This is a genomic window from Chryseobacterium mulctrae (assembly GCF_006175945.1).
GTDB lineage: Bacteria > Bacteroidota > Bacteroidia > Flavobacteriales > Weeksellaceae > Chryseobacterium > Chryseobacterium mulctrae.
This window is the reverse complement of record NZ_VAJL01000001.1, coordinates 3285164-3311019: the sequence shown is the minus strand read 5'-3', so window position 1 is coordinate 3311019 and position 25856 is coordinate 3285164. Positions and strand designations below refer to the sequence as shown.

26 protein-coding genes and 1 tRNA gene are annotated in these 25856 nt (G+C 36.0%); 6 read left to right on the top strand and 21 right to left on the bottom strand.

Features of this window, described 5'->3' with window-relative positions; all coding sequences use genetic code 11:
- Window positions 1-2: 2 nt before the first annotated feature.
- The 6 genes from FDY99_RS15275 (at window position 3) to FDY99_RS15250 (ending at window position 6168) form a co-directional block, all read left to right on the top strand.
- Window positions 3-635, top strand: coding sequence for a porin family protein (locus tag FDY99_RS15275; protein WP_068941673.1), 633 nt, complete (start codon window positions 3-5; stop codon window positions 633-635).
- Between the two features lie 100 nt (window positions 636-735).
- On the top strand, window positions 736-1695 hold the full coding sequence (locus tag FDY99_RS15270; protein WP_034981335.1) for an alpha/beta fold hydrolase: 960 nt from the start codon (window positions 736-738) through the stop codon (window positions 1693-1695).
- Window positions 1696-1731: 36 nt separating this feature from the next.
- On the top strand, window positions 1732-2493 hold the full coding sequence (locus FDY99_RS15265) for an MlaE family ABC transporter permease (protein WP_028122566.1): 762 nt from the start codon (window positions 1732-1734) through the stop codon (window positions 2491-2493).
- 9 nt (window positions 2494-2502) lie between these two features.
- Window positions 2503-3270, top strand: a complete 768-nt coding sequence (locus FDY99_RS15260; protein ID WP_028122565.1) for an ABC transporter ATP-binding protein — start codon at window positions 2503-2505, stop codon at window positions 3268-3270.
- Window positions 3271-3273: 3 nt separating this feature from the next.
- Window positions 3274-4272 (top strand): MlaD family protein, encoded by a 999-nt coding sequence (locus tag FDY99_RS15255; protein WP_034972710.1) that lies wholly within the window; start codon window positions 3274-3276, stop codon window positions 4270-4272.
- A 126-nt stretch (window positions 4273-4398) separates the two neighbouring features.
- Window positions 4399-6168: an oleate hydratase gene (locus FDY99_RS15250; RefSeq protein ID WP_068941671.1), complete on the top strand. Its 1770-nt coding sequence runs from the start codon at window positions 4399-4401 to the stop codon at window positions 6166-6168.
- Window positions 6169-6393: 225 nt separating this feature from the next.
- Here the strand turns inward: FDY99_RS15250 and FDY99_RS15245 are convergent, their stop codons facing one another.
- The 21 genes from FDY99_RS15245 to dapB form a co-directional block, all read right to left on the bottom strand.
- Entirely contained in the window at window positions 6394-7530 is a 1137-nt protein-coding gene (locus FDY99_RS15245; protein ID WP_068941668.1) for a catalase family protein, read from the bottom strand.
- 11 nt (window positions 7531-7541) lie between these two features.
- Window positions 7542-8900 (bottom strand): Dyp-type peroxidase, encoded by a 1359-nt coding sequence (locus FDY99_RS15240; protein WP_028122561.1) that lies wholly within the window; start codon window positions 8898-8900, stop codon window positions 7542-7544.
- Window positions 8901-8902: 2 nt separating this feature from the next.
- Complete coding sequence (locus tag FDY99_RS15235; protein WP_228448805.1) at window positions 8903-9310, bottom strand: hypothetical protein; 408 nt, start codon at window positions 9308-9310, stop codon at window positions 8903-8905.
- Window positions 9311-9702: 392 nt separating this feature from the next.
- Window positions 9703-11097: a UvrD-helicase domain-containing protein gene (locus tag FDY99_RS15230; RefSeq protein WP_139422668.1), complete on the bottom strand. Its 1395-nt coding sequence runs from the start codon at window positions 11095-11097 to the stop codon at window positions 9703-9705.
- A 306-nt stretch (window positions 11098-11403) separates the two neighbouring features.
- On the bottom strand, window positions 11404-11646 hold the full coding sequence (locus FDY99_RS15225) for a DNA polymerase ligase N-terminal domain-containing protein (RefSeq protein ID WP_034981618.1): 243 nt from the start codon (window positions 11644-11646) through the stop codon (window positions 11404-11406).
- 95 nt (window positions 11647-11741) lie between these two features.
- Entirely contained in the window at window positions 11742-11930 is a 189-nt protein-coding gene (locus tag FDY99_RS15220; RefSeq protein WP_028123103.1) for a DUF3606 domain-containing protein, read from the bottom strand.
- Between the two features lie 261 nt (window positions 11931-12191).
- Entirely contained in the window at window positions 12192-13430 is a 1239-nt protein-coding gene (locus tag FDY99_RS15215; protein ID WP_139422665.1) for a site-specific integrase, read from the bottom strand.
- 248 nt (window positions 13431-13678) lie between these two features.
- A tRNA-Asp gene (locus FDY99_RS15210) sits at window positions 13679-13752 on the bottom strand.
- 131 nt (window positions 13753-13883) lie between these two features.
- A complete protein-coding gene (gene trxA, locus FDY99_RS15205) occupies window positions 13884-14201 on the bottom strand; it encodes a thioredoxin (protein ID WP_034682284.1) in 318 nt (105 codons plus the stop codon).
- 72 nt (window positions 14202-14273) lie between these two features.
- Window positions 14274-15449: a cysteine desulfurase family protein gene (locus tag FDY99_RS15200; protein ID WP_139422663.1), complete on the bottom strand. Its 1176-nt coding sequence runs from the start codon at window positions 15447-15449 to the stop codon at window positions 14274-14276.
- Window positions 15450-15452: 3 nt separating this feature from the next.
- Window positions 15453-15887, bottom strand: coding sequence for a hypothetical protein (locus FDY99_RS15195; protein ID WP_228448804.1), 435 nt, complete (start codon window positions 15885-15887; stop codon window positions 15453-15455).
- A gap of 60 nt (window positions 15888-15947) precedes the next feature.
- On the bottom strand, window positions 15948-16535 hold the full coding sequence (locus FDY99_RS15190; protein WP_074231875.1) for an HAD-IB family hydrolase: 588 nt from the start codon (window positions 16533-16535) through the stop codon (window positions 15948-15950).
- Window positions 16536-16542: 7 nt separating this feature from the next.
- Entirely contained in the window at window positions 16543-17268 is a 726-nt protein-coding gene (locus FDY99_RS15185; RefSeq protein WP_074231874.1) for an SDR family NAD(P)-dependent oxidoreductase, read from the bottom strand.
- Between the two features lie 2 nt (window positions 17269-17270).
- Window positions 17271-18587 carry an FAD-binding oxidoreductase gene (locus FDY99_RS15180; protein ID WP_139422659.1) on the bottom strand — a complete coding sequence of 439 codons (1317 nt, stop codon included), beginning with the start codon at window positions 18585-18587 and terminating at the stop codon, window positions 17271-17273.
- A gap of 2 nt (window positions 18588-18589) precedes the next feature.
- The gene (locus FDY99_RS15175; protein ID WP_139422657.1) at window positions 18590-19501 is read right to left on the bottom strand and encodes a UbiA prenyltransferase family protein; all 912 of its coding nucleotides are present in this window, start codon (window positions 19499-19501) and stop codon (window positions 18590-18592) included.
- A gap of 109 nt (window positions 19502-19610) precedes the next feature.
- Window positions 19611-20300 (bottom strand): OmpA family protein, encoded by a 690-nt coding sequence (locus FDY99_RS15170; protein ID WP_139422655.1) that lies wholly within the window; start codon window positions 20298-20300, stop codon window positions 19611-19613.
- A gap of 19 nt (window positions 20301-20319) precedes the next feature.
- Complete coding sequence (locus FDY99_RS15165) at window positions 20320-20817, bottom strand: lipocalin family protein (protein ID WP_139422653.1); 498 nt, start codon at window positions 20815-20817, stop codon at window positions 20320-20322.
- A gap of 125 nt (window positions 20818-20942) precedes the next feature.
- Window positions 20943-22628: a S8 family serine peptidase gene (locus tag FDY99_RS15160; protein WP_139422651.1), complete on the bottom strand. Its 1686-nt coding sequence runs from the start codon at window positions 22626-22628 to the stop codon at window positions 20943-20945.
- Window positions 22629-22711: 83 nt separating this feature from the next.
- Window positions 22712-23326 carry a WbqC family protein gene (locus tag FDY99_RS15155; protein WP_139422648.1) on the bottom strand — a complete coding sequence of 205 codons (615 nt, stop codon included), beginning with the start codon at window positions 23324-23326 and terminating at the stop codon, window positions 22712-22714.
- A gap of 65 nt (window positions 23327-23391) precedes the next feature.
- Complete coding sequence (gene lepB, locus FDY99_RS15150; protein ID WP_139422646.1) at window positions 23392-25035, bottom strand: signal peptidase I; 1644 nt, start codon at window positions 25033-25035, stop codon at window positions 23392-23394.
- A gap of 112 nt (window positions 25036-25147) precedes the next feature.
- Window positions 25148-25849 carry a 4-hydroxy-tetrahydrodipicolinate reductase gene (gene dapB / locus FDY99_RS15145; RefSeq protein WP_074231866.1) on the bottom strand — a complete coding sequence of 234 codons (702 nt, stop codon included), beginning with the start codon at window positions 25847-25849 and terminating at the stop codon, window positions 25148-25150.
- Window positions 25850-25856 lie beyond the last annotated feature (7 nt).

Sequence of the window (25856 nt, the reverse complement as noted above, 5' to 3'; positions counted from 1 at the left end):
AAATGAAAAAAATCACACTGGCCATTGCACTTTGTGCAACTACTTTCGCTGTAAAGGCGCAAATAACGATTGACCCTGAAATAGGTCTGAATTTTAATAAAATAAAGACAGAGGTAGGCGATAATTCTTCCGAATCCGATGACTCCAAAACGGGGTTCCGTATCGGGGCAGGCGTTAACATCCCTTTGTCACAAGGTTTCTACGTAAAGCCCGGTTTATTTTACAGCAACAAGGGCTCAAAAACCGCTACCAGCATCGGAGATTTCAAAACCAGCATGGATTACCTTGAAGTCCCTGTTAATCTCGGATATCAGTATAAAATTGAAGGAGGAAAGTCCGGAGGAATTTTTGCAGAGGTAGGGCCTTACATCGGATTTGGAGTAAGCGGTAAATATAAAGGAGAGAATATCCCAGTAATCGGTTCTCAGGAAACCGACATCAACTTTGGTAGTGGCAGCGATGAAACTAAAGGATTCGATTGGGGATTTAATTTCGGTGCCGGATACGAAACACCTTGGGGAATCTATCTGAAAGGACAATATGGCCTGGGATTAGGTAATCTTTCCAATATAGACAACGTAACATCTTATAACCGTGGATGGAATCTTTCATTAGGATATCGAATCTCTCTTTAATCAATAAAAGAGATTTTGTATAATAACCAATTTATCTAACTTTATTCTGCTCTTACTTTTGTCAAGGGCAGAATTTGTTTTTGTGCAAAACCAACCGACTATGGCAAGGCATACATCAGGCTATATAATCAAGCAGAAAATTGGCAACTCAGGTTCGCACACGCTTTTTTATGAATTATCCGAACCAATAAATGAATCACCAAAGGCTACGGTTCTTATTCTCCACGGGATGCAGGAGCATAGCGGTCGTTATAAGGATTTTGCGGAATATCTGGCGAGCAATGGTTTTGCAGTTCTATTATATGACCATCTCGGACACGGAAAAACGGCGGAAAATCGGGAAGAACTTGGCTATTTTCAAAAAGAAAATCCCAAGCAGCAACTGATAGACGATGCCGCAACGATGGCTGCATTTTTAGAAAACAATTACCCTAACATTCCTCACTTTTTACTAGGTCATTCTATGGGGTCTTTCATTGCAAGATGCTTACTTCAGAATCAGGAAGCCGATTTTAAAGGCGCAGTCATCGTGGGAACGGGAGGAAAAATCAACGGAATCGGTTTGGCTAAATTTTTCCTGTCCATTAAGAATATTATTGCCCCAAAACACAGGAGCAAATTCATCAACCAAACTTTTTCAAAAATTAATAATCAACATTTTAAAGGCGAGAAAGATGGCGACCTTACCAGCTGGCTGAGCCTCAGCAAATCCAACCGTGAATCATTTTGCCGGGACAGCCTATGCGGAGTACCTTTTACCAATAATGGTTTTTACGCATTAGTTTCTCTAAACCAACAGGCAACGGAAAGAAAATGGGCAGAAAAATTACCAAAAGAATTTCCCTTTCTTTTTGTAAGCGGAGCTGATGATCCGATAGGAGACTTCGCAAAAGGGGTTGAAAAAACGGTAACACAAATGCAAAAAGATGGATTTACAGATGTTAAAATTAAAATTTATCCTGCTATGCGGCACGAAATACTTAATGAGGATATTAAAGAATATGTATATGAAGATATAAGGGATTGGCTCAATAAAAAAATACAGCAATTGGAAAAGTAGACTAAAAATATTTTAATTTAAAAAAATAATTTGTTAATGATTAAAATACGTAGTTTTTTACAGGAAACAGGCAATATCACACAGTTTACCAAAAATTACTTTCTATTAGGTTTCCGTCCACCATATGAAATAAAGGAACTGCTCGCACAATGCTATCTCATAGGTTACAAATCTTTGGGGCTTATTGCCATGACAGGCTTTATCATCGGCTTGGTTCTTACGATGCAGCTGCGGCCAAGCCTCGTACGCTATGGTGTGGAATCCCAGCTGCCTGTAATGGTAGGCATTGCCATCATCCGTGAAATAGCACCCGTAATCGCCGCTCTCATCTTTGCAGGTAAAATTGCCAGTAGCATCGGGGCAGAGCTGGGCTCGATGCGGGTTACCGAACAGATAGACGCAATGGAAGTAAGCGGTACACATCCTTTTAAATACCTTGTTGCCACACGTGTCCTGGCTACAACATTTATGCTTCCCGTACTTATCATCCTGGCGGATGCCATTTCACTATATGGTGCCTGGATAGGTGTTAACATTGGCGGTACAACTAGCCTGTCACTTTTCTATTCACAGGTTTTTGACTCCTTGGATTTCAGTGACATCATACCAGCTTTTATCAAAAGCTTTTTTTTCGGTTTTGCAGTGGGAATCGTGGGTGCCTATAAAGGCTATAATGCAGTAAAAGGAACACGGGGCGTGGGGAACGCCGCCAATTCAGCGGTCGTGCTCTCCTCTATCCTTATCTTCGTTTTGGACCTGATTGCGGTACAGATAACCGGCATTCTCGGATATAATTAAATCATCATTATGGCTGAAACAAAAACAACAGCAAACGGCAATAATGACAATGGACCGGCCATCGTCATTGAAGATATTTATAAAAGCTTTGGTGAAAAAAAAGTGCTTAACGGTTTTAACCTAACGGTCGATAAGAACGAAAATGTTGTAGTTCTCGGAAAATCAGGCACGGGAAAATCTGTGCTTATCAAATGTATCGTCCGGCTTTTAACACCTGATAGCGGTAGGATAATGATTTCCGGGCAGGATATTGTCCAACTGGAAAATCAAGAGCTGGACAAGGCACGCTCAAAAATAGGTTTTCTTTTTCAGGGAAATGCCATCTATGACTCTATGACCATCCGCGAAAATCTGGAATTCCCTTTAAGAAGACGGTGGTTCCGGCTGAAGCAGGTTGAAATTGACGCACGGGTTGAAGAAGCACTCGATAGTGTGGGGCTTAAACATACCGTAGACCTTATGCCATCCGAATTGTCGGGAGGGATGCTGAAAAGAATAGCTCTGGCACGTACTGTCATCCTCAAGCCGGAAATCATCCTTTATGATGAACCTACCACCGGACTTGATACGGTAACGGCAAAAGAAATAGACAGCCTTATCATGGATATACATAGAAAATACAAAACATCATCAATCATTATCTCACACGATATGAACTGTGTGAAAAATACGGCTGACAGAGTAGTCTTGCTGCTTGACGGAAAATGCTATGCACAAGGTACTTATCAGGAATTTGAAAGTTCTGATGACGAAAACATTAAACAATTTTTTGATTAAAATATGAATAAAAATAATATCAAGCTCGGCTTATTTGTAATTTCGGGGCTTATACTTATGATGGCTGTTTTCTTTTACATTGGCAGCGGTTCGGGTATTTTTACCAGCAAATTTGAGCTCAGGGCAAAATTCAAAAACTCTAATGGGCTCAGGGAAGGAAGCAATGTGCTATTTTCAGGGATGCAGGCGGGTTCTGTAAAATCTGTAAAATTGTCCGAAAGGGATGATATAGAGGTCATTATGCTTATAGACAAAGATATTGCAAAGCATATAGACAATAGTGCCAAAGCCTCGATTGGAACAGAAGGCATTATCGGCAATGCGGTGGTCAATATTTTACCTTACGGGAAGCCGGGCAGACCGGTGCAGGAAAAAGAATATCTCACGGCAGATACCAAACCAGGTGTGGATGAAATACTCAACACGCTATCGGCAAGCAACAACAATATACACGATATATCCAAATCTCTTAAAAACACTGTGCATAAAATTGACAGCAGCCAGATTTTAAAATTAATTAATGACAAGGCATTTGCCGAAAACTTAAAATTATCCATCCTGAAAATACGCCAAAGCACGGAAAATATAGAAAACCTGAGCAGTACTGCAGAAGCCATCATTACGTCTACACGCCAGGGAAAAGGAGCAACGGGACTTCTCCTTGCCAACAAAGATTTTGAGTCCCAGCTTAAGCAGACTTTCAATAACGTCAATGCCGCCAGCAATAATCTTAATACAGTAAGCAATGAACTTATCACAGTTGGTAAAAACCTGCAGACATTCAGTAAAAATATAGAAAATGGAAAAGGACCGGTAAATGCCCTTATCACTGATACCGTTCTTACAAAAAACATCAATAACAGCCTTTACAATATCGAAAAGGGAACCGAAGGCTTCAACCAGAATATGGAGGCTCTGAAGCATAATTTTCTCTTCAGAGGTTACTTCCGCAAACAGGAAAAAAAGAAAAGGGAAACCGAAAAACAGAATCTCCAAAGATAACATTATTGGAATATCAGCACATACAATTAGAATTTTGGGATATATAAAGTGAAAGCAATATGTGTAACTTTATTAAACAAAAACAAGGTTATTTTATCATATATTATAAACTAAAAAAATCTAATTATGTATTACAGTAATGGGAATTACGAAGCATTTGCCCGCCCGAAAAAACCGGCAAATATTGAACAGAAATCTGCCGTACTTATCGGTTCTGGATTAGCTTCATTGGCCGCCGCAGCTTTTTTGATACGCGATGCGCAAATGGAAGGAAACAAAATCCGTATTCTGGAAGAATTAGCTTTACCCGGTGGCAGTATGGACGGTATCTGGAATGAGCAGAAAGGCTACATCATACGAGGCGGACGGGAAATGGAAACACATTTCGAAACCCTCTGGGATTTGTTCCGCTCGATACCCTCATTAGAAACGGAAGGCGTTTCCGTACTGGACGAATATTATTGGCTCAATAAAGAAGACCCTAGCTTTTCCCACGCCCGTGTTATCGAAAACCGTGGAGAAAGACTGCCCACGGATGGCAAGCTTACACTTTCCCAGAAAGCCATCCACGAACTTATAGCGCTGGTTCTTCTTCCTGAAGAAAAACTACAGGATGTACAGATAGACCAGGTATTTACAGAAGAATTTTTCCAATCCAACTTTTGGACCTACTGGGCTACGATGTTCGCATTCGAACCCTGGGCAAGTGCGATGGAAATGCGCCGATATGTTCTTCGTTTCATCCATCACGTTGGCAGCATAGCAGATATGTCCTCACTACGCTTCACGAAATACAACCAATATGAATCACTGATTCATCCGTTGGTAAGCTACCTTGAGTCCCACGGTGTTACCTTCCAGTATGATAGCCAGGTTCAGAACATACTTGTAGAAAATGAAAACGGCAAAAAAGTAGCGAAGAAAATCGAATATATTAAGAATGGCAATGCAGAAAGCATCAGCCTGACCGAAAACGACCTGGTGTTTGTTACCAACGGCTCCATTACCGAAAGCAGTACATACGGTGACAATCATAACCCTGCTCCTGTTGCTGACGGCATTGGCGGAAGTTGGCAACTTTGGCAGAATCTGGCAGACCAGGATGATGCCTTTGGAAAACCCGAAAAGTTCTACAAAAACATTCCCGAAGCCAACTGGGTAATCTCCGGAAGCATTACCTTCTTCGACGAAAAAGTGATTCCGTATATAGAAAAAATAACAAAAAAAGACCCAAGAAGCGGTTCTATAGTGACTAGCGGACCTGTCACAATAAACGATTCTAACTGGTGGTATGGCTTTTCCATCAGCAGACAGCCCCACTTCAAGGCTCAGAAAAAAAATGAAGTAATTGTTTGGGTTTATGGGTTGTATTCTCATAAACCAGGAAATTATATCCAAAAGAAAATTACGGAAGCCACGGGGATAGAGCTTTGCAAAGAATTTTTATACCATATTGGTGTTCCTGAAAATGAAATTGCAGAAATTGCACAAGCTGCCAACAGCATCCCTTGCCGTATGCCTTATATCACATCTTACTTTATGCCTCGTGCATTGGGAGACCGCCCATTGGTGGTTCCGGAGGGTTCTGTGAACCTTGCTTTTATCGGTAATTTTGCCGAAACTGGAAAAGACACCGTATTCACGACCGAATATTCCGTGCGTACAGCAATGGAGGCAGTTTACACCCTTTTGGATGTAGACAGAGGTGTCCCGGAAGTTTTTGCTTCTTCATATGACATCAGGGTACTGCTGAAATCCATCTATCACCTTAATGACAATAAAAACCTAAATGAAATTGAATTTCCTTGGTTGATTTCAATCCTTGAAAAATATGGTGTCAAGAAAATAGAAGGTACTTATGTTGAAGAGATTTTAAAAGAAGCCAAGTTGTTATAAAAGATTTTTTTAATTTAATTATTTATACAATTATAAAAAGAGGCTGTTACAAAGCAACAGCCTCTTTTTATTTTGAAAATGAATCTACATATACTTTTCTAATTCCCCTCTGTTGAAATCCATTTCTCATCTTTAAAATAAAAGGGAAATTTCCTAGAAATAGCAGTATCACATAAATTTCCAGGATATTAGCATTTGATTTTCGATTTTCTTATTTATAATATTTTACAATTTATAAAACTCCGGACTGAATGCTTCCTCCAAATTCTTTGGTTCTTTACGTTTTTTGTGGTTTAGTTCGTGTCTTGAGGTTGAAGATGTTACATACGCTGACTGCCGTGAACGCTGTAAATTCCCGATCGGTGAATTCTCTTCGATGGTTCTAAACGGTGTAAAAGACAGATTTTCCATAATTTCAAAATTACCATCCTCAGGAACCGTTTGTTTTGGTATTGTGATTTTTGCCACCGTACGGAATGGTGATAATTCCTGCGACCATTCTTTTGTAAGGTCATTCACAGGCATTTCTTTCAGGTCTTTGCAAAGTTGTATTTGCAACTCAAATGTAAGTTCTTTTTGAGCTATTTCTTTGATAATTCCTTTTCTGTACGGCCATTCTGCGCTGTCTAGATCAATATCTTTTTCCGTGATGGCGTTCTTGGTCTGCTCAGTTGGGATCACTCTTACTTTGGCGATATAATCACCGTGGCGTACCGCTCCCATACTGTAAAATTCGTAAAGAAAACTGTTGATGGAAGGGATTTTTTCAAAAGTTTTAAGAGCGCCCAATTCCTTCAAAGCCTCAAAATTTGGAAATGCTTTTTTATTTTCGGTGACCCAAAGTGTGGCAAATTCCAATTTTCCCAAGGCTCCCTTTTCAAAGAAATCATTTAGCTTTAAAAAAAGCTTTGAAATGAAAACATAATGTTCTGCCGAGTTACAGAAAAACACGGGATTATTAATCAGGTTAAAATCAACATTGGGAGAATCTTCCTCTCCGGGAGATAATTTTTTGCCATCTATCCCAAAAATCTTTAAAGCAAATCCTTGTGCATTACCGCTTAGTTTATCGGGCAAAACTCTGGACGAACCATTGGAAAAGCGAACTGCTGCCTGGTGTGTTCCGGGTTTCGCATAAATGCCCTGCGCCAGTTCTTTGGGCAGATTATCCAAAATTTCAACCTCTGCTTTCAGCACTGCATAGCCATTGGCGTGCGCATCTCTTGTATGATGGGTCGCCCTGCTTAGGTTTGGCGTATTTTTGATGTATTCGCGGATATCGTTATTAATGGTGGTAATATACTCATCGAAATTTTCTGGAATTTCTTCCACTTCGTAACTGTACTTGATGTATTCTTCCATAGTGCTTTTTTTTATTTTAATTCGCTAATCCATTTTAGAGCAGAAATGCTTGGGATAAAACAATATTCGCCGCCTTTCACGATGTTGTAGGTCTGCAAACCACGGTATCTTTTGATGAGGGGTTCTCCCGGTGCAGAAAACAGTGCGTCTTCGTCCTGTACACCGATCATAGGATCTTTTTCTGTTCCCAGATTTTGGGCGTTACCATCGTTTGCCCATTGTTTTTGAAGAAATTCCAGTGTTCCCATTGCATCAGCACTAATGCCAATAAAGTACTGTCCACGTTCCTTACCGTCATTTTTGGTTACCTCCGGCGGAACAATGTCGCCAAAAGTTACACTTTTTCTGATAATCCTGTGCAAACGTTCATCCTCCAAAACAAAAGATTTGGAATCTCTTGGGTTCATCCTGCGGATATGCGAACTGAACGGACACTTTTTACCGTACTCATCATTCTTGAAAGAAAAATCATTGTTTTTTTGCATATCATCTCCTAGCGATTTATCATCCTTTTCGGGAGCTAAAACCAAAGGTGCACCACTTCGCCAGCGACCTACCATTTTAGCAGCCAAGAGCTCTCCCTCTTCCGGCGAAGAAGAATTTTCTTTAACGAACTGATTAAATTCCGCCACTTGGCTCTGGTACTTTCTGAAAACCATAAAAGAACCGTTCTTCCCTAAAACTTCAGGCTGTGGAAACGGCTTTATGGTGCCGGCTTCTCCAGGATAGCCCAGTATAAATTCGCCTGCTTTAAGCGGGCGGTCAAATCCAGCCGGAACTTCTATCCCACTGCCTTCAATTTCCGGGTTGCTAATACCGTCTCTGAATCCGAACACATTTTTAACCTCTTCAGATACGCTGAAATTGTGACTCAAGATTACTTCTATGCCTCTATTATCAGCCAATTTAGACCGAAATTCCTCCAGCTTGCTTTTCCACGCCTCTTCATTGTTGGCGATAATCGCCGCAGCGATGTGAATATGCGACCTTTTAAAAACCCTTTCCCAGTTTTTGGGGTCATTGACACCAATGTCATATAGAAAACGGGAGCGGTCTGCCATTCCTTCCTTGAAGGATTCGGGGAAAGTCTCAAGCGACTCTTTAGGCACGCCGATTTTTTCCAGACCTTTATAAGTGAACGTCAACGTAACCGATGCCCCTTCATTCTTATGCCAGTCTTCCGCAGAACTCACAATCGGCAAGAGTTTTTGGAGCATTTGTCTGGCTGCCACAGCATCTTTGATTTCAATGATTGCCACCGTTCCGAAATACGGAATAGGGCGGCTTCTGAGAATTAAGGCCTGTATTTCGTTCAGCTCAATTTCTACTTTATTGGGATTGAATATCCGCTTTAAAAATTCCAATGCCATACTTAGATTTTATTTGCTTCGTCAATCGCCCTATTAAGTCCGGTAATGATTTTATCATTTCTCCTCACATCATTTACAGTAAGATGCGGAACACCAACATACCAGCCGGTCGCGGTAATCTGATGGTCTACAATGAACTGTTTTACACTCGGGTCTTTTATGCCCGGCCAGCCTTCCACATTACCGAAAATGATGTCCATCAGCTGCGGAATTTTTGTGGCGAAATCATCAATATAAGCATCCCAGTCGCCATCATAAGCCGTGCAGAAAAGAATCTTGGTATCGTTATCAAATAAAACGATACGCAGGTCGTGCAGTGTTCCTACTTTGGTTGCCCCTTTCAGGTTTCCGCCTGCAATTTCCATTATGGTCCTGAGGTTTTCTGCACCTCCCGGTTTAAGGTCTGCCATCGCCGTTAACTCAGATACACGCCCAGAGCGTAACCCTTTTTTGCCGGCAGATGTAGTGGAATGGTCGTAACCATCATCAATACCTTCACTGAAATTCGCCTTTGCCAATTCGGCAGTCAATTTGATTTTGTCTATGAAACCCATAATTCAGATTTTTGATTAATTATTCACATTGTTTTTTGAGATAAAAACAATAATTTTCAAGAGTGTACTACAAATGTAAAGCCACAGGCAGCCTTAAAAATATACCAAAATTCGTATATTATGTACTAAAACTCCCTAATCCCACCTATTTGCTTTAAAAGCTTCAATTGATAAAAGGAAATATCTTATCTTTAATCTTGTTGTAATTTTGAGAGAATAAAACCTATTTAACTATAAAAAATCAATCTTTATAATTGAGATTTATCAATATTATTTATACTGTTGATTATTTCTTCAATATCAGAGTTATTTACACTAAAAATTGTATCAAATATGTGTTTTACTGAACTTAAACCTTTAGTTAAATTAGCAGTTAATTCAAGCTCTTTAAAACTTGTTATCAATGAGTTAATTTTATAAGTTAATTCTTTTTCTGTAAATACTATGTTATTTTCTAAAGAATGAGAATCAAAATTTCTTTTGATTATTCTTAAGTTTATAATTGAAGGTGAAAATAAAAATTTGCTTAAAGAACGTATAAGTCCAAAAGAGGAAGTATTCATATTTTTATGAGGTAAAGACCCAAGACCAACCACGTGATACTTTTGACGAAGTGACTTACTTATGAAATAAGCATCTCTCCAACTCGTTGTTAATATAGCAATATCGGATAATTCAGCTTTACCATCACTTATAAGCTTGGCTATGGTATTAGCTATGTAATCATTATTATTGTCATATTTGGTTTCACAAATTACTATATCAAAATTAAAGTCTTTGTACTTTGAATCATTCTGTAATTCAATATGATCTTTAAAAAGAATTGAGTATCCTTTAACTATATTTGTAGTAGAACGATATGTTGTATCTAAATTTTCTATTTCTGCTTGAAAATCATATGATGCTCTACTGAATGCATTATCAATAGCTCCAGCAAAGGCATATATTTTTTGTTTTTCATCTCCAACCATAAAAAATGTACAATCTTCAGATTCATTTCGAATAGCCTTTAAAATTTCGTATTGAAATATATTTGTATCCTGAAACTCATCAATCGATATTTCGTAAAATTTATTTGCTATAGATTGTGCAACAAAATCATTTTCAGAAACAATCTTATATGATTTGAATAAAATTTCATTGAAATCTATTGCCTTTTTATCTCTTAAGAAATTGAAATATAATTCAGAAATATATATCCACGATTCAATGTTATCAGTATTTGAACAATCTAAATCACCATTTAAAAGTCTTTTTATTTTACTTAGTTCATCAAGTGGATTATCTCCTAACTCAATATCGGAGTTTATTTCTATAAATTCTTTCAGCTCATCATATGAAATTATTCTTGGCTTATGCCATTTGTAAATCCAAGAAAAGGGTCTTAATATAAATTCAAGGCAAAATCTATGAATTGTACCAATAAATATATCTTTATCATCGGTATTTAATCTACTAGCAATTTCATCTGCGGCAGCATTTGTATAAGTTATAAGAGCTAAAGACTTATGTTTAGGAATAGACTCAAGTTTTTTTTGTGCTCTAGCAATTAGAGTTTTTGTTTTACCTGTTCCTGGAGAGGCGCTTACTATTGTATTTCCAGAGATTTCAAATGCTGCTTTCTTCTGCCTACTATTTAGCATTTATAGAAATTTTTTTACAATTTGCAATGTGTGTAATAGCATTTTTAATATAGCCTGGCACAATGAATTCCCCATAAATTAGCGCCCCTCCCTCAATTAAAATACTTAGTTCTTGAGCAAACCTTCCCTTTTTTATAGTATTGTCAATTCTTTTAATTAACTCAGACTCCCAAAGTTCAGGATTTTCCGTTGTTTTTTCAATTAAATTATCATAAGATTTTGAATGTCCTAAGTTTTTAGAGCATTCTTTTAAATATTCTGTATTGATATCAGATGAAGGAAATAAATCAATTTCTAATGTTTTTTTTAACCATACGGATGATCTTCTACCATCATCGCAAGTCTTTTGATATTCGGATCCAGTGAAGGCCCTTTCGGTACCGCCCAGCTTTTCAGGACGCCATCCATTTCCAGACGAAAATCATAATGCAAATGTGAAGCATCGTGTTTCTGAACGACAAATCTCAATTCTTTTCCTGACGGAACACCGCCGAAGGGTTCAGGTGTTTTGTCTTCTGATCTTTTTTTATGATATTTTGATAAGCTCATATTAATTTCTTTAACAAAAAAAATCTCCCTGACAATGCCAGAAAGATCAGATCATTAAAAAGCTTTCTGCTGTTTGCTGTTTGCTTTTTAAATTATTATTTATGCTTATCTTTTAAATAAGCTTCAAGTGTCTTGCGGTCATTAGACCCCGTTGCCCGGATTGCTCCGGTTACTGCCTGTGAGCTTACGCCCAGTTTATCTTTGAAATATTGAATTTCATAATTTTCAGAACCACTGACCTGGCTGCGGTCACGCTGGTCTTTTTTTGATTTATTGTCTGCCATAATGTGATTTTGATGAAAAGAAACAAATAAAATGCCAGTGTAATGACATCAATAGCCACAAAGCGAAGATTACATGTTGATTGTAGAATAAAAGTTTCAAAAGAAGAACCAATATTCATTTACAGAGCCTTATCCACAGGAACACGAAATTGGCTGCCTAGAAATAAGTTTTTGTACAAAAGTCACATCACATAATTCCATATTCTCAGTGATTTTCAAATAATTAATAAAAATAAGAATCCTTCAGTCAACCCAAATAACCTAACAACTTATTGCAATTTTCTTTTTATCAATAAATTTCTGTTTCAATTCCATCATATCCTCACTGACTTTTTCATCAAGTATTTTGGCATAATGCTGTGTTGTCTTAATACTCTTATGACCTAGCATTTTACTCACACTTTCAATTGAAACCCCGTTAGATAAAGTGATCGTTGTTGCAAAAGTATGGCGTGCAATATGATAGGTCAATTCTTTGTTAATTCCGCACAGGTCAGCAATCTCTTTAAGATATGCATTCATTTTTTGATTACTAAGAATAGGAAGCAACTTTCCAGTATTAAGACATACAGGGTGATTTCTATACTTTTCAATAATTTTCTCTGTTTGAGAAAGCAAGGGAATATTAGAAGTAGTTTTAGTTTTCTGACGTTTGGTATAGATCCATTGAGAACCATCAAGTCCTAAATTGATATTTTGGTATGTTAGTTTTTGAGTATCAATATACGCCAATCCGGTGAAACAGCTGAACAGAAAAATATCTCTTACCAAAGACAATCTCTCATTTTTAAAATCTTTGTCAAAAAGCAGTTCTACTTCCTTTTCATTAAGGAACATTCTTGTCACTTCATTGAACTTAGAATGATAGTTCATAAAAGGGTCTCGCTCCATCCATCCATTTGCAAGACAGATACGAATGATCTTACCAAAATTCTTGATATACTTTACTGCAGAATTATTGTTACAGGATCTTTCGGTTCTTAAAAAAAATTCAAAATCGTTCAGAAAGGCGTAATCAATCTTTTTAATTTCAATGTCGGTAACACTGTATTTCCATTTCAGGAAATCTTTGGTATGTTTCAGGCAGGTCTTATAACGCGTTAATGTTCCTTGAGCAAATTCTTTGTCTATAAGCTTCTCCATTCGATCATTATGATCCAGAAAAATAGGAATCAGTGTTCTGGTCAATCTACCTCTACCCACTAACTTATTCTTAAGAGCCTCACAAGTTACTGTTTCCTTATCTCTGATTAATTCGTGATAGGTATCGTAAACTTTCTGCTCAAATGTTTTTAAATAAAAATTAAGTGATCTGCATTCTTCTGAAGAACCACTAACCTTCTGCATAGCAGAGTTCCATTTTGAAGGCTTTACTGTACGTTTTGTGCTGATCTCGGATATTTTGCCATCAATTGTAATTCTTAGGTAAATAGGAGACTCTCCTACAGAATTGATTTTAGCTTTTTTTACATAGAAAAGTAAATTGAATGTCTTGTTCATATCGTTTAGCGTTTAAGATTTAAAATTAACCTTCGTAAAAACTTATCACAAGATATTCAGTTGCTGAACTAGCTACTGAACAGGGTTTGTCTGAATTTTCAGTGACCTTTTTAAACCTGTTTCAACAGGTCACTGAATAGGTCACTTTCAGATTGTGCTTTTTTAGTTCTCTTTGAACAGACATAAAACAAAAAAAGCTTTAAAACATACGTTTTAAAGCTTTTTGTACTACATTGATATTGTAGTTGCGATCCGGACGGGACTCGAACCCGCGACCTCCGCCGTGACAGGGCGGCATTCTAACCAGCTGAACTACCGGATCTTTTTTACAACATCCAGAAGTACCTCCCGTTATTGTGGTTGCAAAAATACAAATTTTTAGTAATTCTGCAAACTTTTAGAAATAAAAAATGCTTCCCAAAATGGAAAGCATTCATTATCAAAGCGATTTTTTTATAAGTGTGCGCTTAATTTCTCAGCGATTACCTCTTTCGGAGTTACACCAACCAATTTATCTACTACTTCACCATTCTTGAAAATAAGAACTGTAGGGATATTTCTGATTCCGTATTGCATAGAAATTTCCTGGTTGTTGTCTACATCTACTTTTCCTACTACAGCTTTTCCTTCAAAATCTGTTGCTACTTCTTCGATGATTGGTCCCAAAGTTCTGCACGGTCCGCACCATACTGCCCAAAAGTCTACCAATACCGGTTTGTCTGATTTTAAAACCGTTTCCTGAAACGAGCTATCCGTAATTTCTAAAGCCATTTTTTTATCTTTTAATTATTAATATTCTTTCTTATTTTTCTAATTCAAAATTACCACTTTAAAATGAAAAGCCTATCTATGCTCAACATTTGTATTTTCTATAACAAAATCTTTAGAAATCTCTTTTAAAGCAGTCACAAAAGTATCGATATCTTCTTTTGTAGTCATGTGGCTGAAAGAGACACGCAAAGGTGTACAATTATCCATTTCATCCTCAGAAAGTACCATCATCATTACCATAGAAGGTTTTGATGCTCCTGAAGAACATGCACTTCCTTGTGACACAGCAATCCCCTTCATATCAAGCTGTAATCCGATTAAAGGATTTTTGTAAGGAAGTAAAAGACTTACTACAGTATACAGACTGTTATCTGCTTCAGAACTTCTACCATTAAACTTCACTCTTGGAATTTCTGCAGAAACTCTGTCAATTGTGTATTGTTTAATAGTCTGCATATGTTCTGTATAAGCTTCCATATTATTTAATGAAAGCTCCAGAGCTTTACCTAAACCTGCAATACCGGCAACATTTTCTGTACCTGCTCTCAAACTTCTTTCTTGCGGACCGCCTGTAATAATTCCTTTTAAACCGCTTGACTTTCTGATAAAAGCGAAACCAATTCCTTTCGGACCATGAAATTTATGAGCACTGCAAGATGCAAAATCAACAGGAATATCTGAGAAATCAAGATTCATGTGTGCCATTGTCTGAACGGTATCAGAATGGAAAAGTGCATTGTTTTCTTTGCAAAGCTGAGCAATTTTCTTAATATCAACGATATTTCCAATTTCGTTATTAGCATGCATTAAGCTTACCAATGTTTTTTTATCTGAACCTTTGAGTAATTCTTCTAATTTAGCTAAATCAATATCACCTTTTTCGTTGGGACGAATATAGGCAACCTCTACCCCTTTTCTGTTTTTCATATCCAAAATACTCTCAGAAACACATTTGTGTTCCATAGGAGAGCTTATGATTCTTTCAATACCAAGATGTTCAACACTTGATTTGATAATCATATTATTAGACTCTGTACCACAAGAGGTAAAAATAATCTCAGCCGGAGTTACATGTAGATAATCTGCAACCTGCCTTCTTACGTTTTCTATAAGAATCTTCGCTTCCTGACCAAAACTGTGAGTTGAAGAAGGATTTCCGAAATTCATTTTCATCGTATCGACCATTGCATCGATTACTTCTTCTGAAAGAGGCGTTGTAGCAGCGTTATCTAAATATATTTTATTCATTTTTTATTTTGAAGATTTTAATTGTACTGAAGTGAATTGATAATTTGAAGGAACTGTAAAGATAAACCAAGGATTTGAAAGCATCTGAATTTCCATTCCGCCCGATTCATACATAGGAACTTCTACATACAACACATTATCTTTTACAGAAATACTTTTTATTTCTCTTATGGTATGATCACCGGATCTGAATGAACCTAGATTATATAGAACGACCTTCTTACCAACCGGAAATGCAGGATATTTCATCACAGGCTCACTTCCTACTTCTACAAGAGAAGTTCCCTGTTTAGACTTTATTACATTCTGAAATTCCTGTTCATTTTTGATGATTACAAAGCCGAGCTGTTCGGTTCCACCTTGCGACTCAGACTTTATAATTTCAGCTTTACTCTGCATATCTTCAGATTTTTGTGCAATTGTGCTTGTGCAACTCATTAGGGTTGCAAAACAAAAAATCAGCAATTTATTCATTTTACTTTTATTAATCCTTCAAAATTAATGAAAAAATTGGTAATGACCCTCATTTGCCCATTTCAGCATAGGCTTATCTCCTGAAGTATCTCCGAACGCTATGATTTTATCGTACTTACTGTCTGAAATTTCTTTTTTTATACGCTCTAATTTTTCTAAACCGTTGCAGTTTTTGCCTATAAAATTGCCTGTAAAAATCCCATTTTTGAACTCTGCCTTTGTAGAAACAAGATTCATCTGTAGTTTTTCTGCAAAAGGTTTAGCCCAAATATCAAGAGAAGCTGTCACCATAAGACTTTGTGTATTTTCTCTATCTATATTTTTAATAAATTCTAAAGCATTTTCTCTAACGATTTTAGGATAATTTTCCTCAAAAAATTGTTTCGATTTCTCCTCAATTTTAGATTGAAGCTGACCCTTCAAAACAGAACCGATGAAGCTTTTCTTTACTTTTTCAGTCTCTGCCAATTTTAATTTTAATAAAATAAAAAGCGGAATATGCTTCAAAAACTGCACCCGGAACTTGGATGGATTATAAAATTTAAGATACATAAACATCGTATCTTTATAGGTAATAGTTCCGTCAAAATCAAAACAATACAATTTTTTCATGCTACAGTTAAAGCTTTAATTTTTTAAATATAAATTCAGGGATATTTCTGATGATCATCATAATAACGCCCCAAATCGGTAAAACGTATGCAACATTCTTTTGTTTTTTGAAAGCTTTGTAAATACATTCAGCCGCTTGTTTCGGAGTTGCCGTTAATTTAGGATTTAAAGGTAAACCTTCGGTCATTTTTGTTGCCATAAAACCGGGTTTTACCGTTAAAACATGAACCTTTTTTTCGAAAAGATAATTTCTAAGCCCACTCAAATAGGCTGTGAATGCCGCTTTTGCACTTCCGTAAATAAAATTACTCTGTCTTCCACGATCACCTGCAACCGACGAAAGACCAATGATTGTCCCAGATCTTCTGCTTTCAAATTTCTGTGCAAAATAATTGATTACAGGAACCAGTTTTGAGTAATTAATATCAATAATCCGTTCTGTATTTTTATTATCGTACAAACCATCTTCGGTACTTTCACCCAAATATCCGGTCGCACAGAATAAGACATTAGAATTGACATGATCGAAATCAAAATAATTAATTTCTTTCGTTAAATCAAGCTCAATAATTTCAGATTGCTGCAAAAATTTCACATCGATATGTTTTGCAAAACGCTCCGTTGCTTCTTTGTTTGAGGTAAAAAGATAAATCCTTTCATATTTTTCGCCTTCCTGCAAAGCTTTTTCCACAAAAGCCTGCGCTACTTCAGATGTACTTCCGAGAACTATCATTTTTACTTATTATTTAAGATTCTTTTGTGCTGTAAAGACACAAATTTTGAGCTTTCTACATTTTTAAGATAATCGGTCAGCGAAGATTTACTCATGCTGTCTTTGGTAAGATAAATTCTCCCTCCGAATTCCTGCACGGTCTGATCTAATTGTTCGACCAGTTTTTTCAGCTTAGAATTTACCTTAAAATCTAATGCAAGAGTATATCCCTCAATTGGAAAAGAATTATATGCTTCAGGGTTATTTTTCCCGAATAACTTTAATACTGCAAGGAAAGAACCGTTTCCGCTGTTGGCAATGGTTTCAAGAATTTTTTTCATTCCTTCTTTTCCATTTTCTTTTGGAATCACCATTTGATACTGAATAAAACCTGATTTACCGTAAATCTTATTCCAATCATTAATCGCATCCAACGGATAAAAATATGTTTCGTAATCGATAAAATTCTTCACCTCTTTTTTGGTCTGTCTTTTAAAATATAACAGATTAAAAAGCTTTACAGTAAGAGCATTCAAAACAAATCCCGGAAAATAAAACGGTACAGTCGGAGAAAATTTTTTCTTTAATCGTAAAGGATTTTTAGAAAATTTTTGAGGAAGTTCGTGCGCAAAAGCATGTTCACCTCTCATCAAAATACTTCTTCCGATATCTTTTCCTTTTTGCAAACAGTCGATCCAGGCAACAGTGTAAGTCCAGCTTTCGCTTTCATCAAACAATCTGAATATTTCGTTTAAATTTTCAGCTTTAATACTTTCCTGACGAATGTAGGCTGTTTCTATATTTTTAAGCTTAAATCGAGCCGAAAGAATAATTCCGGTAAGTCCCATTCCGCCGATTGTCGCATAGAATTTTTCAGAATTCTCTTCTTTTGAACAGATAATAATATCGCCATTTTCTGTCATTAATTTAAAATCGATCACATATTCTGAAAAGCAACCTTCAGAATGATGATTTTTCCCATGAACATCAGATGCAATGGCACCACCAACGGAAATAAATTTTGTTCCGGGCGTTACATAAAGAAAATATCCTTGCGGAACTGAGATTTCTAAAACATCAGACAGCAAAACACCCGATTCACATTCTATAATTCCGTTTAAACGATCAAAACCGATGAATTTATTTAATTTTTTGGTCGAAAAAATACTTTCACCCAATGAGGCATCACCATAACACCTTCCGTTTCCTCTTGCAATAACCTCGTTATGATTCTGTACGAATTCTTTAATCTTTCTGAAGCTTTCTTCCGACTTCATTTCTTTTTCCACAATAGGAAAATTACCCCAGTTTGTAACTTTTTGTATAAAATTTGGCTTCATAATTACAGTAAATTAAAATTAATAATACTGTGCTTAAAATAAATCAATATTAAAAACGAGATCACCCACAAAACCAAAGTAATCTGAATATACCGATCCCGATATAAAATTTTTGTTGGAGATTCTGTACGATTATAAACCAATGTCTGTTGCAAGTACCTTAAGAATGCAAAAACAACAAATATTACGGTATAAAAAATACTGGAATGCGATTTGAGCTGCACTTCAGGAGAAAGTGTAAACATAAGATAACAAACTATTGCTAAAGTCACAGAAATAGATAGTGCAATGTCTGCAAACTGTACATTATATCCATCTAAAGATTTTCTGGTCTTCCCTGAAATCTGTGCATTAATAAGCTCTCCTCTGCGTTTTCCTATTGCTAAAACCAATGCCAAAACAAAGGTCAGTAAAGTCGCCCACTGCGAAATAAAAATCCCCGTAATATAACCTCCTGCCTGTACACGAAGAACGAAACCTATAGCAATGATAAAAATATCAATAATCGGAACGTGCTTCAACTTGAATGTATACGCAAGATTCATCACAAAATAAAATGCGATAATGAAAGCAAATTTCCAAATTGGACGATGAAAATAAAATTGTGCGAATAAGATAAGAGCTACATCCACAATCATTAAACCAATCAGAATGCTTATTGCCATTTTCTTTGAAACAGCTCCGCTTGCAAGCGGACGTCTTCTTTTTTCGGGATGCTTTTGGTCTGCTTCAATATCGTTATAATCATTAAGAATATAAACAACACCTGCAGCCAGAGAAAATATGATGAATGCAAAAATACTTTTACTAAGTAAATCTAAGTTTTTAACATTACCAGAGAAAAAAAGCGGAACAAATACAAAAAGATTTTTTACCCATTGTTCTACCCGAAGGAGTTTTAAATATTTCTTCATTAATGTGGTTTCGATTGCAAAAATAACGATTTATGATAAAAAAATCAGGTATAAAAATACAAAAAAACCGCCAAAGCGGTTTAAGAAATAATATTTATATGTTAAATGACTATTGACCTTGCTGTGCGTCGTTAATCATTTTTTCATTTGCAGTAATTGCAAACTCTACTCTTCTGTTTTTAGCTCTTCCTGCATCTGTATCGTTTGAAGCAACCGGCATAGATTCTCCTTCCCCTAAAGCGAACAATCTGCTTGATGCAATTCCTTTAGTCATCAAATAAGATTTTACAGAATTAGCTCTTCTTTCAGACAACTTTTGGTTGTAATCATCTGCTCCTTTGCTATCTGTATGTCCGTAAATATTGATGTTTGTATCAGGATTATCTACCAAAACTTTCGTTAATTTATCTAAGTTTGTTTTAGCAAGTGCTGTAAGGTCTGAAGAATCAAATGCAAAAGTTACAATACTTTCATTCATTGTGATCTTAATACCATCTCCTACTCTTTCTACTTCTGCACCAGGTAAAGTTTCTTTAATATCTTTTGCCTGCTTATCCATTTTGTTACCGATAACGTTACCAGCAAAACCACCGATAATACCTCCTAAAACAGCTCCTAATGCTGCATTTTTACCTTTTCCAACATTATTACCCAATATACCACCAATTACCGCTCCTGAAGCAACTCCGGCTGCAGTACCTCTTTGTTGGTGATTAGAATTTTGCACTGCTTCACAACTTGTTAACAACAAAGCTGATGATAAGAATAATGCCGCTATATATGTTTTATTAAATTTCATTTTAAAATATTTTTATTAATTATTTAGTGTAGTCCATTCCTGTTCTTTCGAAGTTGTAAACAACTCTGATTGTATTTCCGTCGAATGGCACATTCTGTTCTAAAGAAAACTGGTCTGTTGAATTATTAATTACAGTTAAAGTATATCCTGCCGTATTTTGTTTAGCTTTTGTACCGTCTGCAATTTTTTTAAAGGTAAAAGTATCTCCTTTAATATCAACTTTAATTGCCTGAATTACACTTGGGCAAGAACCACCCCCGTTTAATGTATAAGAGCCAGAATAGTTATTGGGAATAAATCTCCAGTGACTTCCTACAAAACATTGTGCATCTGCACCTTCATCAAAAGGCTTGATTTTGTACTGCTTATCGTAATTGATGCTTACAATCTGCCAATCGCCTTTCATTTTAAGAAATTCTGATCTTACATTTTGTGCATCTTTAGCTTTGTTTACTGTGGAACAAGACACTGCAAAAAGTGAGGTCCCCACTATACCTGCAAGTAGTAACTTTTTCATATTGTAGTTTTATTATTTTAACATTTAAGATAATACAAAAAACCGTGCCAAATTTTATTTATTCAAAAAAATAAAGCCTGAAAAAACTCAGGCTCTATTTAAACTATATTCAATCTGTCTGATTGTCATCTCTTTACAGACTTCTTAGCAGGTCTTGCTTTTTTTACCGTTTTTGTTTTTACAGTATTCGATTTTCCATCGTAGAAATTATTATATGCATACTCTGCAGCTTTTTTCACGTCGATTACTCCACCTGCTTGAGATTTTTCTCCGAATTCATTTTCAGTACTTGCATTGCTTGTTTTTACCAAAGCTTCAATAATCTGTGCAGGTTTAAGGTTGGGCATATAAGCCAATAATACCGCTGCTGCTCCTGCTGCTACAGGTGAAGCCATAGAAGTTCCTTGCTGATAACTGTATTCATTTGTAGGAACCGTAGAATAAATCTCTTCTCCCGGTGCAAATACATTCACCATTTTTTTATTGTAATTTGAGAAATCAGCTCTTAATTCATTATTTCTGTTGGTACTTGCTCCCACAACCATTACATTATTTACGAAAGGAGCTTCATCTGTAATATTTTTAAAATTGGTAGGATAAGCCAAGTGTTCTGCAACGTCTTCATTTTCGTTTCCGGCAGCTTTTACTAGAAGAACGCCTTTATCCTGAGCATATTGAAATGCATCCCAAACTACGTTTTTACCCGGCGAAACAGGCTTTCCGAAACTCATATTCAAAATTTTCGCTCCGTTATCTACCGCATATCTTATTGCGTTTGCAACATCTTTATCTCTCTCATCTCCATTAGGAACAGTTCTTACAGACATAATTTTTGCAACTCTTGATGCAACTCCATACTGAACTTCTTTTCCTTGTGGTAAACCTGCAATAATTCCTGAAACATGCGTTCCATGTTCTGCATCCGGACCTTGGTAATGATTATTTCCATAATTTTTTTCAGAATAATCATCATAATTATCACCTACAATTTCTGCTCTAGGATCATAATTAAGATCATATTGTTTCGCCATCGGACCAAAGTGATCTAAAGCTCCTTTAACCTCTTCTTTAAGCTTAGGTTCTATTTCTGCTGCTGATTTCCCTGCAAATTCAGGACTTTTAGCAATATTACTAAGAATTTCTAATGCTACAGCTTCCAACTGAGTAGAAGGTTTTTTATTTTTAAGAGTTTCAGCAGTTAATGGTTGTCCTCCTAAAATCGTAGCCATAGATGGAATAGATTCGTTAATCATCGTATAACGTTGAAAGCTCTGTCTTGCATCAATACTTTTTTTAGTGAAAAGCTCTTTCGATTTCATATACAATGCAAATTCTTCCGGCATTTTTGCCTGGTTTGCTTTGTTTTGAGTAGAATTGTCGCCTTCAAAAACAGGTTTGTATTTTGCTACAACTCTGGTAACTTCCATATTATCTATACCGATATCACCATTTTTTCCGCCAATAAAATTCCATCCGTGAATATCATCGATGTATCCGTTTCCGTCATCATCTTTACCGTTGTTTGGAACTTCATTAGGGTTTGTCCACATATTTTTCACCAATCCAGGGTGATCTACCTGAACTCCGCTATCCAAAACACCAACAACTACCGTCTTAGGTTTTAAACCTTTCGATTCTAAAAATTTGTATGCATTTTCAGTATTAACACCATAAACTTTTGTCGTCGCAAAATCTTTATGATACCAAGTCATTAAGTCTTTATTTTCTTTTGGATCAACTGCAGGAGTCTGCTGAGCTGATGAATAAGTAAAGCCTGCTAAAAAAACTGCGGCTAATATTACCTTTTTCATATGTAGAATTTATTTATTAATTTAATAATCATCTGTAAAAGCAATATTCATAGGCATTTTACCAATTCTACAGCTTTGTTTGATTATATTTTTTTAATATTTTTAATATAAGTCATCGATTCCGGGCCTTTGTTACAAATAAGATCCACAATCGATAAATCATGCAAAAATCCTAGTTTATCTGAAAATGTCTGAAAATATTCAGCCATTTCGTATTCTGAAGTCTTTTTTGCAGAAAACTTTTCTCTGAAATTAACCTCTTCAGGATTTTTGATATATTCTTCATTCAAAGAGTATGCCTTTTCTGTCTTGAGAAGATTTTGAACGATTTCTATACTTTTTAAATTGAAATCTAACAGAAATTTTTCTTTCTTTTCAAATAGTTTCTCCAATTTATCTTCATAGTACTCAAAATATGGCGAACCTTGATATACTGTTTTAATAGATTTCCAGTGAATTTTTTGCCAATCTTCACGGTACGACATTTCGGTATCTTTGAATTCACGATTTCCATTATGAACAATTGGAATAATTAATGAAAGTCTGCCGTTGGCTCCATAAATATTGGTACGGTTTCTAAAAGTCTGTTTAGGGAAACTTTCAAACTGTTCGAACACCACTTCATTTTCAGCATTCAAAAATTCTGAAAACCATGAAATTGGGGGTAAATAAAATACCGGTAATAATATATTCTGCATAACTATTATATAGAAAAATGAAGCATTTTTTCAAACACTTCATTTTATTTTTTTTAAAATTTTAATTATATCTCGTCTTCTTTTTTCTTCTTTCCGAATAATTTCATAAAATATTCCCAGCCAAAGAAAAGAACAAGTATCATTGCTGCAATCCACCAATAAGAAGTTTTGTTGGCTTCTCCTGTATTGGTTGCTTTAAACATTCTGTCCCAACGGATTTTGAATGGAGCCTGATAAGATGAGCTTGAATCTTTAAAAGCACCCTGTAAACTCATCCAGGTAAACATCGGTCTTCCAACAATATTTTCTTCAGGAACAAAACCAAAGAATCTCGCATCTAAAGAAGCATCTCTGTTGTCTCCCACCATCATATAATAATCCTGTTGAATAGTGTATTGATTGGTTTCTTTTCCGTTGATGAAAATTTTTCCGTTTTTATTTTCTAATGAATTATGTTCATAGTTTTTAATAATCCACTGATATTCTGGTAATGTTTGCTGATTAACAGTAACTACATCACCTTTTTTAGGAATTTTTAGCGGACCGTATTGATCCTGATTCCATCCGCTGTTAATCGGGAAAATAGAATTCGTGGTATCAATTTTAGTTCTTGTCTCATCACGATATGCAATCGCTGATTCTCCTTTTGGCTGAATATGCTCCTGCATATCAATCACCTGAGGAAGTTTTTTAATTTCCGCAGCGGTCTTTGCAGTTAAGCCTTGAAAATAATATACAAATCCGCCTTTTTCATTCTGCCCTTCCTGAACGGGTAGAAATCCAAACGTATTATATAAACTTGGAATATCTAACTGACTTCCTGTGTTTACAATATATCTGTGCTGAACTTCCTGATCTCCTAAAACAGTTTCCGGTTTTCCGTTAACGAAAAGTCTACCATCTCTCATTTCAAAAGTATCACCTGCAACAGCAACCAATCTTTTTACATAAGGATCTGCTCTGTCTAGTGAAACATGCACAGAATCTCTTGGATAGTTGAAAACGACGATATCATTTCTCTGAGGCTTACTGAATTGGAAAACTCTTTCGTAAGGTAATTTTATTCCTTCAACATATGATTTAGGATCATCTTTAGGATTTCCTGGTTCACCCGTATCCATAATTGTTCCCTGCAAGAAAGGTATTGCGACAGGACGCATCGGCAATCTGTAACCATAGCTCCATTTATTTACAAAAAGGAAATCTCCAACCAATAAAGTTCTTTCCATTGAACCGGTAGGAATTCCGAAAGGTTGTGTTACAAAAACGTGGATGATCGTTGCAAAAACAACTGCAAAAGTGATCGATCCCATAAAGGTATCTTTCTTTTTTGCGTTTTTCTCTTCTTCCGTTAGATATAAATCATTTTCGTCTTCAATCTCGGCATCTTTAGAGTAGTTTACCGTTGCCATATAGATAAACGGCAAAATCACGGTCAGTAACTGATCTTTGAATAAATTTTTCCCGAATTTCTTCATTAAATACAAATGAAAAACACTCATCATAATAGGACCTACAATCGGTAAATATGATAAGATTGCCCACCATTTCGGGTGTTTCGTCTCTTTAAGAATAATGAAATAATTATAGAAAGGGATAAATGCGAATAACGGACTATACCCTAATTTCTTAAACAGCTTCCAAGTGGAAATCCCCATCAATACTGATAAAATGAGAACATAAACTGTGTACGTTAAAAAATAATTCATAAATTTTTGTGCCTAATCTGTAATTATGATTAATGAGCAATGTGTAATAAGTAATAGATTCTTATACAAATTCTCTATTATTAGTTTGCAATGTAGGGATTTTGTTACAAATCTAGAGTCCTAAAACATCTTTCATTGTAAAGTTTCCTTTTTTATCTTTAATCCATTCTGCAGCAACTACAGCTCCCAAAGCAAAGCCGTTTCTGTTGTATGCGGTATGTTTTATTTCAATCTCGTCTACTTCACTTCTGTAATAAACAGAGTGAGTTCCTGGAACTTCATTTTCACGGATGGCAAAAATACCCAAGTTTTTGTCCTGAGTTTCTTCCAATTTCCATGCATCAAATTTATTATTATTCTTAATGATCCCTTCTGCAAGAGAAATAGCAGTTCCGCTCGGAGCATCAAGCTTATGAATGTGATGAATCTCTTCCAACTGGCAAGAATATTCATCCACATTTTTCATTAAATCAGCCAATTTTTCGTTTAAAGCAAAAAATAAATTCACTCCTAAACTGAAATTTGAGCCATATAAAAATGCAGTTTCGTTTTCAACGGCTAACTGTTCAACTTCAGATTTTCTTTCCAGCCAACCTGTTGTTCCACAGATTACCGGAATTTTATTTTCAAGACAAGCTTTAATATTATCAAAAGCCACTTCAGGAAGTGAAAACTCAATCACCACATCCGGATTATTAAGGTTTTCAGCGGTCGGAGTTTCTTTCAGTCGGGCAACAACTTCATGCCCTCTTTTTAAGGCAATCTCATCGATAATCTTCCCCATTCTTCCGTATCCAACTAATGCTATTTTCATAAAATTT